We start from the raw sequence: 17277 nt of genomic DNA on the forward strand, positions 1-17277 counted from the left end.
CCATTATAGCAAGTCCGCTGTCACATAACTGTGTACTCTATCACATCAGACAAAAAAATCCAAATTGTGAGAAAAATTGTCTGTTTTGTGATGAAGTTAACTGTGGGAAAACGCTACCATGCCCTATAGTGAAACTATCTTGACGAGGGAAAAGGGGGAATGGATCGCTATGTACCAGCAGGCAGCGTGGATTATTTCCGTTGTTCTCATCCTGTTTGTCATCCTTGTTTTTTTGTATGTCGTCGCTCATTCCGGCCAGCGCGTCGAATATGAGCCAATTCAGAAAAAAGGATACCGGATTCGAAATGTATGGTTTTTGGTCGTCATTGCAGCCATAGGTCTAGCGACGTTTTATACGCTGCGCGATTTGCCGTTTGAAAGGCCAGCGCATGCTGCCGATCCGACCGTTGTTCAAGTGGAAGCGCGGCAATTTGGTTTTGTATTAAGCCGAAATGAATTTCGCGTCGGTGAGCCGATCGCCTTTCAAGTGACGAGCGTAGATGTCAATCACGGAGTCGGCATTTATGATGAAAACATGGAACTGTTGGCCCAGACGCAAGCCATGCCGAAGTATACAAATACGATTTATTACACGTTTGAGAAACCCGGGACATATCAAGTGCTTTGTTTAGAATATTGCGGCATCGGCCACCATGTGATGACGGCGACCATTACCGTCGTGCCGGCCCAAGAAGGGGAGGGGAAATAATGGAAGCGAACGTTCGCAAGATGACCGCCTTGTACATGTTCGTCAGCGGCATCGCGATTTTGCTCATGATGGTGCTGGGGCTGTTGATGCTGCTGGCGCAAGGAAAAATGATTCCGCTTGGACAAGATACATTTTATGAAATGATGACCGCGCATGGCACGTTTATGGTTGAGCGGCTGCGTTTGCTGCGTCGGCGGTTATGTGGTACTTTTTGCGCCAGTACGTCCGTTTGTCGTTTCCGATTTTTGTGACCCATTTCGTGTTGTTTTTAACGGGGGTGGTGATGACAGCCATCAGTATTTTTGTCTTCCGTTTCGCTGGAGCATGGACGTTTTTGTACCCGTTGCCGGCGATGTCAGCCGGCATGTGGGGGAAAACAGGAGCGAGCCTGTACTTGATTGGCATGCTGCTGATTGGTGTCAGCTTTTTGCTTCTTTATCTTGATACGTCGCGAGCCATTATTCGCGAATACGGAAGCCTTGGCCATGGCCTTGGATGGCCGCAAATTCTCGGAAAAGTGAAAGGTTACGGTCCGCCGCCTACGGTAGTGGCGAGCACGATGGTTTCGATCGTCAATCTCGTTTCTTTAACAGCCGGGGCAAGCGTCTTAGTCATGAGCTTAATCAATTTGTTTCAACCATCGATTGAAATGGATCCGTTGCTGGCGAAAAACTTGATTTACGCCTTCGGGCATATTTTCGCCAATTCGGTTATTTACATGGGGGTAATCGCCGTATATGAAATTTTGCCAAAATATACAAACCGCCCATGGAAGTCGTACAAAATTTTCCTTATCGCGTGGAACATGTCGACGTTGTTTACGATTATCATTTACCCGCACCATTTGTTGATGGACTTTGTCATGCCGAAATGGATGTTGATTATCGGCCAAGTGTTTTCTTATTTGAATGGTTTGCCGGTTTTGGTGGTGACCGCCTTTGGCGCGTTAATGATCGTTTATCGTTCCGGCATTGAATGGGATATGGCGTCAAGCTTCATCTTCCTTTCGATGTTCGGCTGGGTCGCAGGCGTTATGCCGGCGATTGCGGATGCGACCATCGTCATCAACCACGTCATGCACAACACGAAATGGGTGCCGGGACACTTCCATATGTATATGGGAATCGGTGCGGTTTCAATGTTATTCGGCTTTATGTATTATTTCATTCGTGGAAACGGGCGAAAGATCGGTTATGCGGATATGGTTAGCTTCTGGGTGTATACGATTTTCTTCCTCAGTCTATGCGGCACGTTCCTGTTTTCTGGAAAAGTGAGCGCACCGCGGCGGTGGGCTGTGCATGTTCCGGAATGGATTCCGTATGATCGCATGGGGGCGATGTTTGCAGTTGCCATTATCGCCGCTGTCACGGTGTTCCTTTACCGCTTTTTCGTTTCGGTGATCACCGTTCAAGCAAAGCAAAATATCGAGGTGGGGCCGCGTGCGTAAAACCGTAGCGGTGGCTCTCGCGCTTGTGTTCGGTTTTGGGCTTCTTTGGCACGGGACGGACGGGTTTCGGGCGTTTACAAGCGAAACCGCCCGCCGCCTTGCCATCCTGCAAGAGCCAAAACCACTTCCGGCCGTTCAGTTGGAGGATCAAAACGGTCGCACGTTCTCTTGGCAAGATCAGCGCGGCCAATGGGTTTTAGCCACTTTTATATATACAAGGTGCGGCGATGTGTGCCCGGTTGTTGAGATGAACTTGCGCCGCATTTATGATGCCATTCGCCAGTCTCCGCATAGGCATCGTCTTTCGTTTTTAAGTATTAGTTTCGACAGCCAAAACGATACCCCGGAGATGTTGATGCATCATGCCCATCATTATGGGGCGGATGGCGTTACGTGGCGCATGGCCCGCGTGTCGAACGATCAGGAACTGCAACGGTTATTAGAAGTGATGGGCGTCATTGTGATCCCGGACGGGAAAGGCGGGTATGAACATAATGCGGCGTTTTACTTGCTCGACGAAAAGGGGCGGCTCGTCCGCATTTTTGATTACAACCATCCGCAAGCGGTCAGCGCCGAGCTGAACCACCTGCTGGCCAAAGAGGCATCCTCCGAGGTGGTGAAACAGTGAGCGGGAAACGATATGCAGTTGGCGGAGCTCTCCTCATGGCAGCCCTTGCGTTGCCGCCGGTGTTGCGTTGGATGGAATCATCGATGATTGGCGTGATGCTCGGGCAAGTCCCGTTGCTGGTGGTAGCCGGCTGGCTGTTTGGTTTCGCGTTGCCCCGCCGTTTCGCCCAATTGCTAAGCCGTTGGAACGAAAACGGTTTGCCTGGATTGTTGGTGGCCATCAGCGTCCTTTCCTTTTGGATCTTGCCGCGTTCAGTCGACGCCTCGTTGAACGAGCCGTTGATGCGGCTTGCCAAATGGATGATGCCGCCGCTGCTTACAGGGATGCCGCTATCGTTAAGCTGGAAGCGGCTTCATCCGATTGCCCGCGGCGTTGTTCATGCGAATGTCATCTCGATGCTCGTTGTCATGGGTTGGCTGTATTTAGCTGTACCGGCGCGCGTGTGCAACAGCTACTTGCTCAGCCAACAAAACGCGCTCGGCCGCATGATGATCGCGTTGTCCCTCGTGCTCGCTGCTTTTTGGTCGCTGCGGCTGTTCGTTGCTGGAACAGCAAACGAGCCGGAGACTCGCTAAGTCAACGGAACGGTCTCTCTTTGTTGCTGGGCCTGAATTGACGGACATGCGGACGGATCTTAACAGGAAAGATTCGTCCGTTTTTTTTTGTTTGCCCCCTTCTCTTCTCCTTTGGTGAAAAGAAGGATTTTTCACCGCTATGTCAAATATCTTTACCGATATGGGGACAAGTGCTTGTTTCCGTTGCGTGAACGTCAGACAGGTTGGCTCAAGTCAACAAGAGGTGGCTTAAACGGGTCAACAGCCGTGCACCCCCAAGTTTAGAAGGTTAGTGAAAAAAGGATCGTTTCTAGCCCGCAGGAGGCCAGCGAAATGAGAAGTTGATGCCACAATTTTCCCTCATTTGGGAAACCATGCTGGAGAGCGGGATGTTTCGTTCCATCGCCGGTCTTCTAAGCCTCGGATCAATGTTCGATAAAGCGGGACAGCGAAAGGGGAGGGGGAGAGACGGATGAAGTGGGTATGGATGCTGCTCGCTCTAACGGCCGGGATGGCTGTCTCCGTACAGGCAGGAGTGAACGGCGGCCTCGGCAAGCGGATTGGTGTGTTGGAAGGGGCGTTCGTGTCGTTTTTAATCGGAACGATCGTCTTATTTTTAGTGCAATTGTTTTTAGGCAAGGGAGAATTGCTTGCCATGTTTTCTGTGCCGAAATGGCAGCTGACGGGCGGCATTCTCGGCGCCTTTTACGTGTTTGTCATGGTGCTGATCGTTCCGAAAGTCGGCGTCGCCAATTCATTGATGGCCGTGGTCGCCGGACAGCTCGTGATGAGTTCGATCATTGATCACTTCGGGTTATTCGGCGGACAGCGCATTCCGTTTGACATGACGCGCCTCGCTGCTATAGCCTGTTTGTTTTTGGCGCTTTGGCTTTTTTTCCGCAAATGAACAACAGGACTGGCCAAGTTGGTTTAGTTTTCCGTGATCCGCTCATACTAACAACAGCATGATCGACTTGAAAGGAGCGGATCAAAGTGAAACAGGCATGGCGCATTTATATGAGCGATTTGAAACATCTCACGACCAACTGGGCCGCATCCATATTGGCTCTCGGTCTGATCGTTCTTCCATCGCTTTACGCTTGGATCAATGTAGAGGCTTCGATTGACCCTTATGCCCATACAGAGGATTTACCGGTCGGCGTCGTGAACGAAGACCGAGGGGCGGAGCTCGCCGGTCACCGGTTTCGCGCCGGCGATGAGATCGTCAAGACCTTAAAAAACAACCACCAGTTGGGATGGCGATTTGTCACGCGGAAAAAAGGAATGGAAGGCGTTCGGAGGGGAGACTACTTTGCGACGATCGTCATTCCGGCTGATTTCTCGGCTAAATTAGCCACTGTAGTGCAGAAACGTCCGAAAAGGGCGGTTATTTACTATTATGAAAACAACAAACGGAACGCCATCGCTCCCAAAATCACGGAGCGCGGAGCAAGTACATTGTCAGCGCGAGTCAGCGATGAGTTTGTGAGGGTGGTCAATACCGCATTGTTTTCCTTGTTCCACCAAGCGGGAGTGACGCTCGAACAGCAGCTTCCCACCATTCGCCGCGTTGAAGCGTTTGTGTTTCGTTTGGAAAACGAATTGCCAACGATTCAACGACAATTGAAAGCCCTAGATCGCGATGTGGGAGAGGCAAGATCACTAGTTCGTACAGGCCGCGAGCTTCTGCCGGCTGCCAGAGCAACGGTGCGGCGCGGTTTAGAATGGACAGGCCGCGTTGAGAAGTTGTTCATGCAAGTCAATGCTTCATCGCACTTATGGGAAAAGCCGGTGGAAATGGCGGTTCATGCGCTCCATTCCTTTGCAGAGCAGACGCCACAGTCCCTCGATACACCGGAAAAGCAAGCGCGTTGGGCGGCTCTCATCCAACAGGCTGCAACAGACGCGAGCCCATTGGTTCAGCAATTGCGCCGAACGTTGAGAACATGGGAGGGGACGATTGATTCCTCTTCGCTTCAACCTGTGCAGCGCACAGTCAGCCGTATCGAGCAGACGCTAGCGTCTATTCAAGAAACAGCGGCGCTAGTGAAACAACATCCAACAGGCGTCGAAGAGAAGATCACTCACCTGCGTGAACAAATGGCCTTATTGGACGCACAGGCGCAGCAACTTGATCAAGCATATCGCCAACGGCTGCTGCCTATGCTGCGGGCAAAATGGAATCAAACAGGGGAACAGGTGCGACAAGCGAAACAAACGCTTCTTCGCATGGATCAAGCGTTAAATGAGGCAGAGCAATGGTTGTCAAACACAGATCGTGATTTAGCGGCCGCGCAACAAGCGCTAAAGACCGCACAGGCTCAATATCCATTTCTCTCCCGCCAGGTCCGCGAGCTGGCCGCCTTCCTATCGAAAATCAAAAGAGAAACCAACATCGACGAACTGATTCGCTTGTTGAAACAAGATCCTCGGGCGAAAGGGGCGTTTTTAGCTCACCCGGTTGACGTCAAAACGTTCCGCCTTTTCCCGCTGCCGAACTATGGTTCGGGCATGAATCCATTTTACACGGTGCTGGCCATATGGGTAGGATGTTTGTTGCTTGTTTCCGTCTTGTCGACGGATCCTTCTTCGTTTTCGGAAGCGAATGAGCGGGAAAGATATGCCGGACGGCTGTTGACCTTTTGGACGCTGAATGCTTTGCAGGCGATGGTCGTGACAGCTGGAGCGGCTTTCATCTTGCCGAATATTTTCGTCCGTGAGCCGGGATGGTTCATGACGTTCGGCCTTTTGTGCAGCTTTGTCTTTATGGCGGTGGTTTTTTCGCTTGTTTCCTTGTTCGGCAATGTGGGAAAAGCGATGGCGATTGTGTTGCTCGTCTTGCAAATTGCCGGAGCGGGAGGAACGTATCCCGTTGAGCTGATTCCTCCGTTCTTTCAGCAATTAAACCCTTGGCTGCCGTTTACCTATGCCATTGATGTCATGCGCGAGGCGGTCGGCGGGATCGTATGGGAAAATGTTGAGCATGATGTCAAGCGGCTTCTCTTGTTTGCCGTTGCCGCCCTTTTGGCCGGACTTTTGTTGAAAGGCTCATTAAACCCATGGATGCGCGTGCTGAAGGAAAAAGCTGTTCAAAGTGGTTTGTTTCATTGAAAATTGTCTGTTCTCTTTATGGAAGCATCTGTTACAATAGGGACGAGAGCGTTGCTTCATTCTCAATTGCCCCGTAGGATCGACGTCTCCCAAGCATTGTTCACTGTTGCTTTTGCGCGATGGGAGAGCGCTCGATGGCGGGGAAAAGGGGAGAGAATCATGTCGATCCGTCGACTGCTTGGTTTTGCGCTCATTTTTTTGGCGATTTCGATGTTTATCGAGCAAATGTGGTGGATCGGGGGAATTTGTTTCTTGATTGGAATTGGAATGACTGCGAAGAGTCCAATCGATCGAAAGTGGAGGAAAAAGAAGCATATATGGTAAACATCGAGAGTGATATGAATCAAACAAGGGTCAGACAGCATGATGTGCAGTTGATGAAAAAAGCAGAACAGTTTATCACGATAAGCTATCGGGAGCTTGGAAAAAGTGAGCAAGAAATGAAGCGGCGGTTGAACGAAATCCGTTGGGAAGTGGAACAAACCGGCACATACAGCCATACGTACGAAGAGTTAAGCTATGGGGCTAAGATGGCTTGGCGTCATAGCAACCGTTGCATCGGCCGCTTGTTTTGGCAATCGCTCTATGTCATTGATGCGAGAGAGGCGGTTACCGTAGACGAGGTTTTTTCTTATCTATTCCATCATATTGAGTTTGCGACCAATGGCGGGAAAATCCGGCCGACGATCACGATCTTCCGTCCAAATGGGGAAGTGCGCATTTGGAATCATCAACTGATTCGTTATGCCGGTTATGAAACCGAAGAAGGGATCATCGGCGACTCATCCTCCCTCACTTTCACCCGCGCCTGTGAACAGCTTGGGTGGAAGGGGGAAAAAACGCCTTTTGACGTGTTGCCCTTGGTGATCCAGGTAGGCAGCCAGAAGCCTGTTTGGACACCGATCCCTAAAGAATTGGTGCTTGAGGTGCCAATTGAACATCCGGAGTTTCCGTGGTTTCGCGATCTGCAGTTAAAATGGTACGCGGTCCCGATTATTTCAGATATGTGTCTAGAAATTGGCGGCATTCGCTATATGGCAGCACCGTTTAACGGGTGGTACATGGGTACGGAGATTGGAGCCCGCAATTTTGCCGATGATTATCGCTACAACATGCTTCCGAAAGTGGCCTCTTGCATGGGGCTTGACACCAACTCCAACGCATCATTATGGAAAGACAAGGCGTTGGTCGAATTGAATATCGCTGTTTTGTATTCCTACAAAAAGGCGGGCGTCAGCATCGTTGACCATCATACCGCCGCGCGCCAATTTCAGTTGTTTGAACAGCAAGAGAAAGCAGCCGGCCGCCATGTCACCGGCGATTGGACATGGCTGATTCCGCCTCTTTCTCCGGCGACAACGCACATTTTTCACCGAACGTATGACAACACGACCATGTTGCCCAACTTTTTCTATCAGGACCGTCCATACGAACAACAAAGGGGAGAGGAACAATGACCGTCATCATCCGCATGCGCGATGTGTCATGGGCAAGAGGAGGGCGCATGATTTTGCGTGATATCAACTGGGAGGTGAAAGAAGGCGAGCAATGGGCGATTCTTGGCCTAAACGGCTCCGGGAAAACATCGCTTCTCAATATCGTCACCGGCTATCAGTACCCGACGCGCGGGGATGTTGAAGTATTGGGCTATCGGTTTGGACAGGCGAGCTTGTGGGAATTGCGCCGGCATATCGGGTTTGTGAGCAGCTCGCTTGATCAGTTTTATGATACCTTGCAAGCCGAAACAGTCGAAGATATTGTCATCAGCGGCAAGTTTGCAACGATTGGCCTGTACGATGCCGTCACTGAGGACGATCGGTCCAAAGCGCAATCGTTAATCGAGTCTTTCCGCCTCGAAGCTGTCCAAGAAAAGCGGTACGCAACGTTGTCGCAAGGAGAAAAGCGAAAAACATTGATCGCCCGAGCGTTGATGGCGAATCCGAAGCTGCTCATTTTGGACGAGCCGACGGTCGGCCTTGATTTATTGGCCCGCGAAGAAATTTTAGCATTGATCGGACAGATCGTCACTCAGCCGTGCCATCTCTTATACGTCACCCATTATATCGAAGAAATCGTCGACTCCATTACCCATGTCTTGCTTTTGCAAGACGGGCGCATCCTTGCGGCTGGCCAAAAAGAGGAAGTGTTAACCGACGAGCGGCTTTCAGAAGCGTTTCGCCTTCCGATCCGCGTTCATTGGGAAGACGGCCGGCCGTGGGTGTCCGTCCATCGGTAGGGCGGCCGTTGGCAGCCGTTCCTAGGCCGACTGCCTCAACATACCGTGCACCCAAGAAGGTCAACCGCTATTTTTTGATAGACCGCATTGGTCCAGCCGAACCCTTTTTGCGAAGGGTAGCGGCCGATGGTGCGGATGCTCATGTCGACCACATTATATTTTTCGTACATGTTGCCAGTTTCCAAATACACTTTGGTGCAAAGCCGAATCCATCGCCGGGCGATCTCTTGCGCTTCAAGGTCATAGCCGTAGTTTTGCAACCCTTTGATGACAATCCAGTGAAGCGGGGCCCAGCCGTTCGGAAAATCCCATTGAAATCCGGTTTGGACATTGGAGGCAGCCAATCCGCCGGGTTGAAGGAACAAAGGTAAATGCCGGACGACTTTCGCTGCTTGCTGTTTAGAGGCCGCCCGAGCCCATAACGGATAAAAAGCAGCCAACGAATAATAGCAGTGCTGCCGCCCGTTGAGGAAATGAAAATCAAAATACATGCCAAACGACTCGTTCCATAAATATTGATTCATCAAGTCTTTTCGCCGCTTAGCCGCCTGCTCCCATTGTTCCGCTTCGCCGTTTAAAGCTAAAAGGCGGGCAAACGCCGCTAAATCGGTTTCGTACTTATAAAGCAAAGCGTTGAGATCCACCGGAATGAAATAGCCGCATTGCCGGTGAAAACGGCCTGTATAGTCCCAACCGGACTCCGCCTCGACCCTTTCATGCCAAAACGCAGGCGGGATATACATTTCGTCAAAATGGAGATACGCCTCCCCCTTTACCCGCAGCATCGACTCAAGCCGATCGTAATATTTATTGAGGCCGATCTGGGGATGATAGTGAGTGGTTTCGTCCATCCAGACTTCTTTGTATTCGATTTTGGCCCATTCGTAAGCGGAGCGGAGCCGCTCTTTGTCTCCGCGCCATACCTCCTCGATCATCGACGTCAATAACGGAGGCTGGGAACGGCTTAAGTGGGCCAGTTCGGAACTGTTTGGAATGATTCCAAACGTTTTCAACTCGTAAAAGAAGTTGTTGACGATGTTGCGGGCGAGTTCGTGCAGCCTTGAAATGTTCAGTCCCAATATAATGAAATAGCTGTCCCAGTAAAAGAGCTGCTGGTACACCCCGCCGGGAACGACGTATGGAAACGGAAGGGAAAACAGTTCTCCTTTGGAGTAAGGCGAGCTTGTTTTGACCAATTGTTCCCACCGTTGGTGAATGGAAGAAAACACATGCTCTACGGCTGGATCCGGGCAAATGGCCGTGATGTCCGGAAGCTCAATCGGCAACGGCTGTCCCTCCATGGGAATGGTCTATATGGCTATGTATATGGCCAAAACGACCCGGTCATGCCGCCAATCGAGTGCACGGCGATGGCAGAGGAAGAAAACGGAAGCCGAGCAACAAGGGCCACCGAACAAGGACGCCCTTGTTGCCACTTTTTCAAAACGCGCGGTCAACCGGCGGAAAATCAATATCATCCGCCGTTTGGCGGCTGTCAGCTGGCGTGACTTCCATGACCGGCGGCCGACCGTTTTCAAAACCGCGGGCGATGTCGCGAATCGGGCTCATTTCATCGGGAACGCCAATTCCCGGGGTATAGCGCGGCAGGCTGGAAGTGGCGCCGCGTTCTTCCCAAGGCTCTCTCATGAATCAACACCTCCATATTCTCAGTATGGCCATTGATGGAGGCCGTATAAATGGAAATCAAATCCTTTCCCGCCAATTTCTTTTGTGGAGCCCTGTCATCTGTTGTAGGCATACTATGGATGACAATATGGGCAACAGGAGGGAAGGAACTCAATGCAGTTCGGGAAAGATGCGATCGAAGCGATTTGGCGCCGCCAGTGCGGAGCGTGGGAGCGGAGCGATGCGGCATGTGTCCAGTCATTTTTGGTGGAATGTTTACAACATGACCTTGATCCGCAAGACGGGCTCAATTGGATCATTGAGCACCGCACCCAGCTTTCTGACGCCGATGCAGTGGTGGACGCGGCACTCCGTTGGGTGAATGAACATACGTCCACTGGCTCCCCGGTGTCAGGAATCGGAGCGGAACAACAAGAGTGAGGCGGCGAACAGGAAAGGGCGGAACGAAGGATGGTATGGGTCATCAAAACAAAACACGAAAATGACCAAGGGGAGACGGTGGGGCTGGAGCTTGAGAGCGAAGATGGCTGGCTTGACGCCAACGTCCGCTGGGACGGATGCATGGAAATTCACTTGTACTTGGTGACGGAGGAAGGCCGCGAACTGAGCGATACGCTCCATACGTGCGATTTGCAGGGGCTGATCGAGCGGTTGCAGTCATTGGATTCCGTGTGTCGATCGTTCTTTTTCCAAATTTCAGGACAGGGGAGCTGATGAAGGCCGAACCGCCGGCAGCGCCGCTGACCTCATCGATGAATGAACGAGGAGCCAAAACCGAGGCTCCTCTTTTTTCCTGAACGGCATGGTGTTCATTGAAGGAAGGAGACGCGTTAGGAGGGGAAGCAGGCTCGATTGCCGTTGGCTTCGTCTTTGTTTGGAAGTGCAGGCTTTTCCGATTAGGGGTATAAAAATGTTTAAAATATTCTAAATGTGATGTATAATAAAAGAAACAACATACTAACCGGTTGGTATATCGTCTGTTGAAAACGGATTCAGAAGCGGATCGAAAGGTGGGAAGATCATGAGGCTAAAAGGAAAAGCGGCGATTGTCACCGGCGGCGCGAGCGGCATCGGCCGGGCGACGGCGATTCGCTTTGCGGAAGAAGGCGCCAAAGTGGCGGTGAGCGACATCAATGAGGAAGGAGGGGAAGAAACGGTCCGCCTGATTCGGGAAAAAGGAGGGGAGGCGATTTTTGTCCAAACGGACGTAGCCGATTCCAAGCAAGTGAGCCGCCTTGTCCAAACGGCGGTTGATGCCTTTGGCGGCCTACATATTCTCTTTAACAATGCCGGCATCGGCCATTCGGAAGTGCGGAGCACCGACTTGTCTGAAGAAGAGTGGGACCGGGTCATCAACGTTAATTTGAAAGGAGTGTTCCTTGGCATCAAATACGCGGTGCCCGTGATGAAGCAATGCGGTGGCGGGGCCATTGTCAACACATCGAGCCTGCTTGGAATCAAAGGGAAAAAGTACGAATCGGCCTACAACGCCTCGAAGGCCGGGGTGATTTTGTTGACGAAAAATGCGGCATTGGAATATGGGAAGTTTAACATTCGCGTCAATGCCATTGCACCGGGGGTCATTGATACGAACATCATCACGCCGTGGAAACAAGATGAGCGCAAATGGCCGATCATTTCGAAAGCGAACGCCCTCGGCCGCATCGGGACGCCAGAGGAAGTGGCGAACGCGGTGTTGTTTTTGGCGTCCGATGAAGCGTCGTTTATCACCGGCGCGACATTGTCGGTCGACGGCGGCGGGCTGACGTTTTAGACGTCGGACGGCTGATACGGGGCAACGGATGAAAACAAAGGTCGCACAAACGAGAGGGGAGAGGAAACGATGCGTTTTGCCAATACCGTCGCTGTGATTACTGGAGGGGGAAGCGGCATTGGCCGGGCGACGGCCGTCCGCCTGGCTCAGGAAGGGGCGACTGTCGTGCTTGTCGGCCGCACAGCCGTCAAACTGGAAGAAACGGTGCAAGACATCACGCGTCTTGGGGTGCCAGGGGTGGCCGATCGGTTTGCGGCCGATGTCACGGACCACGAACAAGTGCGCGCCTTGGCCGCATACGTCCAAAATCGGTACGGCGACTTGCATGTGCTCGTCAACAATGCCGGCATTTCGACCCATACGAAATGGCTCGAGCTCACCGAACAAGAGTGGGATGATGTGCAGCGCGTCAATATGAAAAGCGTCTTTCTTGTCTCGCAAACGCTCGCTCCGCTGATGATCGAAGGGGCAAAACGCGAACGCGCCAATCGGGCGATTGTGAACGTAGCGTCATTGTCCGGCCATCAGGCCGGGGCGGAAATTCCGCACTACAGCGCGGCGAAAGCAGGGGTCATCAACTTGACCAAATCGCTCGCTTTGGAGCTGGCGCCGTATGGCATCCGCGTCAATTCCGTCTCGCCCGGTTTTGTCGAGACGCCGCTTACCGAACGTGGACTGCAAAACGAGCGGTTTGTGAAAGCCATCGAGCGCAACACCGCCTTAGGCCGGGTGGGAGCGCCGGAAGAGATCGCCAACGTCATTGCGTTTCTTGCCTCTTCGGAAGCGTCGTACATGACCGGCTCTGATGTGTTGGTCGATGGCGGATGGCTCATCAAATGAAACTGAAAAGTCCAAAATGGAAAGGGAGAGCAAAGGAATATGGAAACCTCGCATTTGCTTGTGGAACAATCCGGTTCTGTATTATGGTTGACGCTGAATCGCCCGGAGCGGCTCAATGCCTTCAGCCCGGAGATGATTGCCGGACTGACGGATGAAATCGAACGCGCCGCGGCGGATGATGCCGTCCGCGTCATCGTCTTATCCGGCGCTGGGCGGGCGTTTTGCGCCGGCGGGGATGTGAAAACGATGGGGCAGTCGAGCGCCCCGCAGGCGTATGAGCATATCGGCCGACTGAATCGGCTCATTCTGACTATGCAACGATGCGAAAAACCGATCATGGCCGCGGTGCACGGATTCGCTGCCGGGGCGGGATTTAACCTCGCGCTGGCGTGTGATTTGATCCTCGCGGCCGAAGACAGTCAATTCATTTTGAGCTTTGCGAAAGTTGGCCTTGTCTCGGACGGCGGCGGGTCGTATTGGCTGCCGCGGCTTGTCGGTCCGCATTTGGCGAAACAGTTTTTCTTCACCGCCGATCCGATTTCAGCCCGTCGCCTGTATGAATTGGGCGTCCTAAGCGAGGTCGTCCCAGCTGAGAAACTGCGCGAGGCGACAGAATCGCTCGCCTCGAAGCTGGCGGGTGGGCCCACGAAAGCCATCGGAAAACAAAAACGGCTGATTGAACACGCGCTGACCGCGACACTTGAGGAGATTCTCGAAGAAGAGCGTCTCGTTCAAGGGTTGATGGTGGAAACCGAAGACCATCGCGAAGGGGTGACGGCGTTTAAAGAGAAACGGAGCCCGGTGTTCCAAGGAAAATAAGCGAGTGGCAGTGCCGAAAGAGCGTTGCGCCCTGTTTCTCCATCAGCGGGAGACAGGGCGTATTTTGTTTTCACTTCGCCTCAAATGAAACAGCCCCCCTTTCCAAATGGGGAAAAGGGGTGGTTGGTCGGGGAGCGGTGCGATCAAACGTCAAAGCGCCCCTGCTTGATTCCGGATGGGTTCTGCGAGCAACTGATCCACGTCGTCGATCAACTCGTCAACATGGTCATACGGCGCATCCAGCTGCAGCATTTTCCGCAAGATCCTGCGGGCGTTCGAGGATAAGTCAAGTTCTTCTTCCCAGCTTTTTTCCTCGTCACTTATCGGTTCATAGGCAGAATACAATAAAAACAAGGTGAAGTGTCCAAGGGCATAGAAATCGCTTCGTGGATGCGGTTTGCGCCGCAGCCGCTTTTCCAGCGGGTCGTCATCGCGGAAATCCACCGGTTCGCCGATGCGGCAGGCCAAGCCGAAATCGATGATCGCCACCGTTCCATCGCGCCAAATGATGTTCGGGATGCGCAAATCGCGATGGACGATGCCGAAAGCATGGACGTGCCGGACGACCTCAAGCACCTCCTTTAACAATCGAAACGCCTCTTGTTCCGTGTACTTGGCTTCCAGCTTGAAAATCCGGTCTTCCACCGTTTCTCCGTCGATATACTCCATCACGAGATGCGGCTGTCCGCGCTCCACAAACCGATCATACAGCCTCGGAATTTGCGGGTGGCGCAGGCGGGCGAGCACGTCAGCTTCGCGCCGAAGCAAGCGGCGGCCGTCTTCTCCTTTTGTCCGCCGCGCTTGTTTGATGACGACAAGACGGCCTGTCAGGTGATCGCACCCTTTGTAGGCGATGCCGTAGCTTCCCATCCCAAGCTCTTCGATGATTTCATAGCGGCCCAAAAGCACCTTCCCGCCCCGATGCGGCCGATCAACCCAGCGGGAAACGAACGGATGGCGTTCAAAAAACCGTTTCATCAGCTGCCGAAAAAGCTTGAGAAGAAGCTGCCGCTGTGATGTTTCTTTTTGTAGTGATGATGCCCGTACTGGGACGGGTGATGGTGCGAGTGATACGTCGGGTTGTAATAATGGTGGTCGCTGCTGCTGTAATGTTTATGGTAGTGCGACGGATGATGGGGATGGTCGAAAAGTGCTTTTAGCCATTTTTTCAACATCGCGATCGCTCCTTTGCGATAGATTTACCTATATATACGAGGCAATGAGAAGGAAGTTTCAGACTTCAAAGATGAAAAAGAAACCGCCAGGGGCATTAGCCCCTAGCGCGGTGCGGCAACCTCATTCCTTTTTTTCGTTCAACGCCTGCTTGAGCAGCTCCCCTAAACTCGTGCCAAACGATTCGTTGGCCGGGCTGTATTTTTTGAGAAGCGCCCGTTCGCTGCCTTTTGCGGCGATGCGTTTGGTCTCGTCCGCTTTTTCGACAATATTGCACGGGCGGCATTGGAAATACATCCCTGCTTTTCCTTCATGCATTTCCATGCGCCGGTGGCATTGCGGGCAACGGCGGTTCGACAGTTTCGGGTCGCGCCGGCGGCGGTAGCGGCACGCTAAGTTCGAGCAGACAAGCATCCGTCCGTCTTTCGTTTTCCGCTCTTTTAAAAGCGCACCGCATTCTGGGCATGTGAGATTTGTGAGGTTTGGCGCTTTGTATACCTGCTCGCTTTGCTTAATTTCGGCAACGAGCTGCTGCGTTTGCCGGCGGATGTTGGCCAAAAATTGTTGTGGATTTCCTTTCCCGCGGGCGATCGCCTCCAGCTCCCGCTCCCAGCGGGCGGTCAATTCCGGCGATTTCAGCTCTTCATTGACGAGCTCAATCAGCTGTTTCCCTTTTTTTGTCGGATAAAACCGTCCGTCTTTTCGCTCGACCACTTCGGTTTCAACCAGCCGTTCGATGATGTCCGCTCTTGTCGCCGGCGTGCCGAGCCCGTATTTCTCCATTTGCGCGAGCAAATCAGCTTCCGAATAACGGGCGGGCGGTTCGGTGAACGATTGTTCCCTCTCAAGCTGCACCGATGGGAGCGTCTGACCTTCTGCGAGGTGTGACAACGTCGGTTTGGCATCCGTTTCTTCTTTGCCGAGAACCGCTTTAAATCCGAAGTTCACAACCGCCGTCTCCTTGGCGACAAACATTTCGCCGCCGATGTCAAAGACAGCTGTCGTCGTTTCGGATTCATACGGCGGGAAAAACAGCGCCAAAAAGCGACGGGCGATGAGATCATACAGCTTGCGCTCATCAGTCGACAGCCTGCTAAGGTTGAGCCGCTCATCCGTTGGAACGATGGCGTGATGATCGGTCACTTTGTCATCGTTAAATACCCGCTTGGCTGCTTTGGCTTTGCCTTTGGCAAGGAGCGGAGCGATGACGTCCTCATAACCGGATTTCATCGCCAACAACCGCTCGGTCATCGTCGCTTCCATATCGCTTGGCAAATAACGCGAATCGGTGCGCGGGTACGTGACGAGTTTGTGTTGTTCATACAGCCGCTGCAACACCGAGAGCGTCTTTTTCGCCGAAAAGCCAAACCGCTTGTTTGCGTCCCGCTGCAGTTCGGTCAAGTCATACGGCAGCGGGGCGGGCTCGCTTTTTCGTTTCCGTTTGATCGATGTGACGCGCGCCGGCTGGCCTTTGAGACGAGTCATCAGCCGGTTGGCCTTGTCTTGGTCAAACAGACGATGTCCGCCATGCCGCTCCCATACGGCCGTGATGGAACCAATCTTCGCCCGAATCGTCCAATATGGCACGGGAACGAACGATTGGATCTCGCGTTCGCGCTCGATGATCATCGCGAGCGTTGGCGTTTGCACGCGCCCGGCCGAAAGCGGATCGTTGTATTTTGTCGTCAAGGCGCGCGAGACGTTTAACCCAATCAGCCAGTCGGCTTCGGCGCGGCAGACGGCCGATTGATACAGCCGGTCAAACTGCGCCCCGGGCTTGAGTTGGCGGAAGCCGTCGCGGATGGCGCGGTCGGTTTGCGACGAAATCCATAGCCGCCAAATCGGCTTCGTCCAACCGATCATCTCTAAAATCCAGCGCGCCACAAGCTCCCCTTCACGGCCCGCGTCGGTCGCGATGATGACATCTTTCACATCCGGTCGTTTCGCCAACCGTTCAATGGTGCGAAACTGGTGGCTCGTTTGCCGGATGACTTTCAAGCCCATTTTCTTTGGGATGATCGGCAAGTCCTCCAGCCGCCATGTTTCGTATTTCCGGTCGTAGTCTTCCGGCATCTTCAGCTCAACTAAATGGCCGAGCGCCCAGGTGACAATATGTTGCTTTCCTTCAAAATAATGTTTATGCGCTTGCTTGCAACCGAGCACGCGGGCGATGTCGCGAGCGACGCTCGGCTTTTCCGCTAACACGAGCGATTTCATCGATAAACCCCTTTCTGTCGTCTGGTATTGTCAAAAGTTTATCCTCCACACTCACGGTTTTCCCTTGAGTTTCAACGGTTGGAAGAAAAAAAGCTTGCCACCCCCGTTGTTTTCGGCCATCA

The 17277-nt window shown here is 52.8% G+C and carries 19 protein-coding genes; 14 read left to right on the forward strand and 5 right to left on the reverse strand.

The annotated features are described in order from the left end of the window. The first annotated feature begins 169 nt into the window (after positions 1–169). The 9 genes from CV945_RS09815 to CV945_RS09850 all read left to right on the forward strand — a co-directional run bounded on the left by CV945_RS09815 (position 170) and on the right by CV945_RS09850 (position 8685). A complete protein-coding gene (locus CV945_RS09815; RefSeq protein ID WP_011231165.1) occupies positions 170–709 on the forward strand; it encodes a cupredoxin domain-containing protein in 540 nt (179 codons plus the stop codon). Continuing rightward, positions 709–960 (forward strand): hypothetical protein, encoded by a 252-nt coding sequence (locus tag CV945_RS17860; protein ID WP_318550362.1) that lies wholly within the window; start codon positions 709–711, stop codon positions 958–960. The genes CV945_RS09815 and CV945_RS17860 overlap by 1 nt, the downstream gene beginning before the upstream one ends. Then, positions 921–2156: a cbb3-type cytochrome c oxidase subunit I gene (locus tag CV945_RS09820; RefSeq protein ID WP_318550364.1), complete on the forward strand. Its 1236-nt coding sequence runs from the start codon at positions 921–923 to the stop codon at positions 2154–2156. The genes CV945_RS17860 and CV945_RS09820 overlap by 40 nt, the downstream gene beginning before the upstream one ends. Further along, the gene (locus tag CV945_RS09825) at positions 2149–2784 is read left to right on the forward strand and encodes an SCO family protein (protein WP_011231167.1); all 636 of its coding nucleotides are present in this window, start codon (positions 2149–2151) and stop codon (positions 2782–2784) included. The genes CV945_RS09820 and CV945_RS09825 overlap by 8 nt, the downstream gene beginning before the upstream one ends. Next, complete coding sequence (locus tag CV945_RS09830) at positions 2781–3359, forward strand: hypothetical protein (RefSeq protein ID WP_011231168.1); 579 nt, start codon at positions 2781–2783, stop codon at positions 3357–3359. Before CV945_RS09825 ends, CV945_RS09830 begins: the two co-directional genes overlap by 4 nt. A gap of 451 nt (positions 3360–3810) precedes the next feature. Further along, a complete protein-coding gene (locus CV945_RS09835) occupies positions 3811–4245 on the forward strand; it encodes a DMT family transporter (protein ID WP_011231169.1) in 435 nt (144 codons plus the stop codon). Between the two features lie 86 nt (positions 4246–4331). Beyond that, positions 4332–6449 carry a YhgE/Pip domain-containing protein gene (locus CV945_RS09840; protein ID WP_042382552.1) on the forward strand — a complete coding sequence of 706 codons (2118 nt, stop codon included), beginning with the start codon at positions 4332–4334 and terminating at the stop codon, positions 6447–6449. Between the two features lie 317 nt (positions 6450–6766). Beyond that, entirely contained in the window at positions 6767–7906 is a 1140-nt protein-coding gene (locus tag CV945_RS09845; protein ID WP_369827713.1) for a nitric oxide synthase oxygenase, read from the forward strand. Then, positions 7903–8685 (forward strand): ABC transporter ATP-binding protein, encoded by a 783-nt coding sequence (locus CV945_RS09850; protein WP_011231172.1) that lies wholly within the window; start codon positions 7903–7905, stop codon positions 8683–8685. The genes CV945_RS09845 and CV945_RS09850 overlap by 4 nt, the downstream gene beginning before the upstream one ends. Positions 8686–8720: 35 nt before the next feature. On the opposite strand, the gene CV945_RS09855 is transcribed toward CV945_RS09850, so the two are convergent. Both CV945_RS09855 and CV945_RS09860 read right to left on the reverse strand, forming a co-directional pair. Next, complete coding sequence (locus CV945_RS09855; protein ID WP_100659661.1) at positions 8721–9971, reverse strand: trehalase family glycosidase; 1251 nt, start codon at positions 9969–9971, stop codon at positions 8721–8723. Positions 9972–10125: 154 nt separating this feature from the next. Next, positions 10126–10332: a hypothetical protein gene (locus CV945_RS09860; protein WP_011231175.1), complete on the reverse strand. Its 207-nt coding sequence runs from the start codon at positions 10330–10332 to the stop codon at positions 10126–10128. Between the two features lie 153 nt (positions 10333–10485). Between CV945_RS09860 and CV945_RS09865 the strand changes: the two genes are divergently transcribed. From CV945_RS09865 to CV945_RS09885, 5 genes are all read left to right on the forward strand, one after another. Then, the gene (locus tag CV945_RS09865) at positions 10486–10752 is read left to right on the forward strand and encodes a hypothetical protein (RefSeq protein WP_011231176.1); all 267 of its coding nucleotides are present in this window, start codon (positions 10486–10488) and stop codon (positions 10750–10752) included. A gap of 30 nt (positions 10753–10782) precedes the next feature. Next, positions 10783–11046: a hypothetical protein gene (locus CV945_RS09870; protein WP_011231177.1), complete on the forward strand. Its 264-nt coding sequence runs from the start codon at positions 10783–10785 to the stop codon at positions 11044–11046. 307 nt (positions 11047–11353) lie between these two features. Next, the gene (locus CV945_RS09875; RefSeq protein ID WP_011231178.1) at positions 11354–12106 is read left to right on the forward strand and encodes an SDR family NAD(P)-dependent oxidoreductase; all 753 of its coding nucleotides are present in this window, start codon (positions 11354–11356) and stop codon (positions 12104–12106) included. 69 nt (positions 12107–12175) lie between these two features. Continuing rightward, entirely contained in the window at positions 12176–12946 is a 771-nt protein-coding gene (locus tag CV945_RS09880; protein WP_011231179.1) for an SDR family NAD(P)-dependent oxidoreductase, read from the forward strand. Between the two features lie 39 nt (positions 12947–12985). Next, positions 12986–13765, forward strand: a complete 780-nt coding sequence (locus CV945_RS09885) for an enoyl-CoA hydratase/isomerase family protein (RefSeq protein WP_100659662.1) — start codon at positions 12986–12988, stop codon at positions 13763–13765. A gap of 150 nt (positions 13766–13915) precedes the next feature. On the opposite strand, the gene CV945_RS09890 is transcribed toward CV945_RS09885, so the two are convergent. From CV945_RS09890 to CV945_RS09900, 3 genes are all read right to left on the reverse strand, one after another. Next, positions 13916–14743 (reverse strand): serine/threonine protein kinase, encoded by an 828-nt coding sequence (locus CV945_RS09890; protein ID WP_100659663.1) that lies wholly within the window; start codon positions 14741–14743, stop codon positions 13916–13918. Continuing rightward, complete coding sequence (locus tag CV945_RS09895; RefSeq protein ID WP_014195787.1) at positions 14743–14940, reverse strand: hypothetical protein; 198 nt, start codon at positions 14938–14940, stop codon at positions 14743–14745. The genes CV945_RS09890 and CV945_RS09895 overlap by 1 nt, the downstream gene beginning before the upstream one ends. Before the next feature lie 121 nt (positions 14941–15061). Further along, positions 15062–17155 carry a DNA topoisomerase III gene (locus CV945_RS09900; protein WP_100659664.1) on the reverse strand — a complete coding sequence of 698 codons (2094 nt, stop codon included), beginning with the start codon at positions 17153–17155 and terminating at the stop codon, positions 15062–15064. Between the last annotated feature and the right edge of the window lie 122 nt (positions 17156–17277).

The sequence above is a fragment of the Geobacillus sp. Manikaran-105 genome (assembly GCF_002809955.1).
Taxonomy (GTDB): Bacteria; Bacillota; Bacilli; order Bacillales; family Anoxybacillaceae; genus Geobacillus; species Geobacillus thermophilus.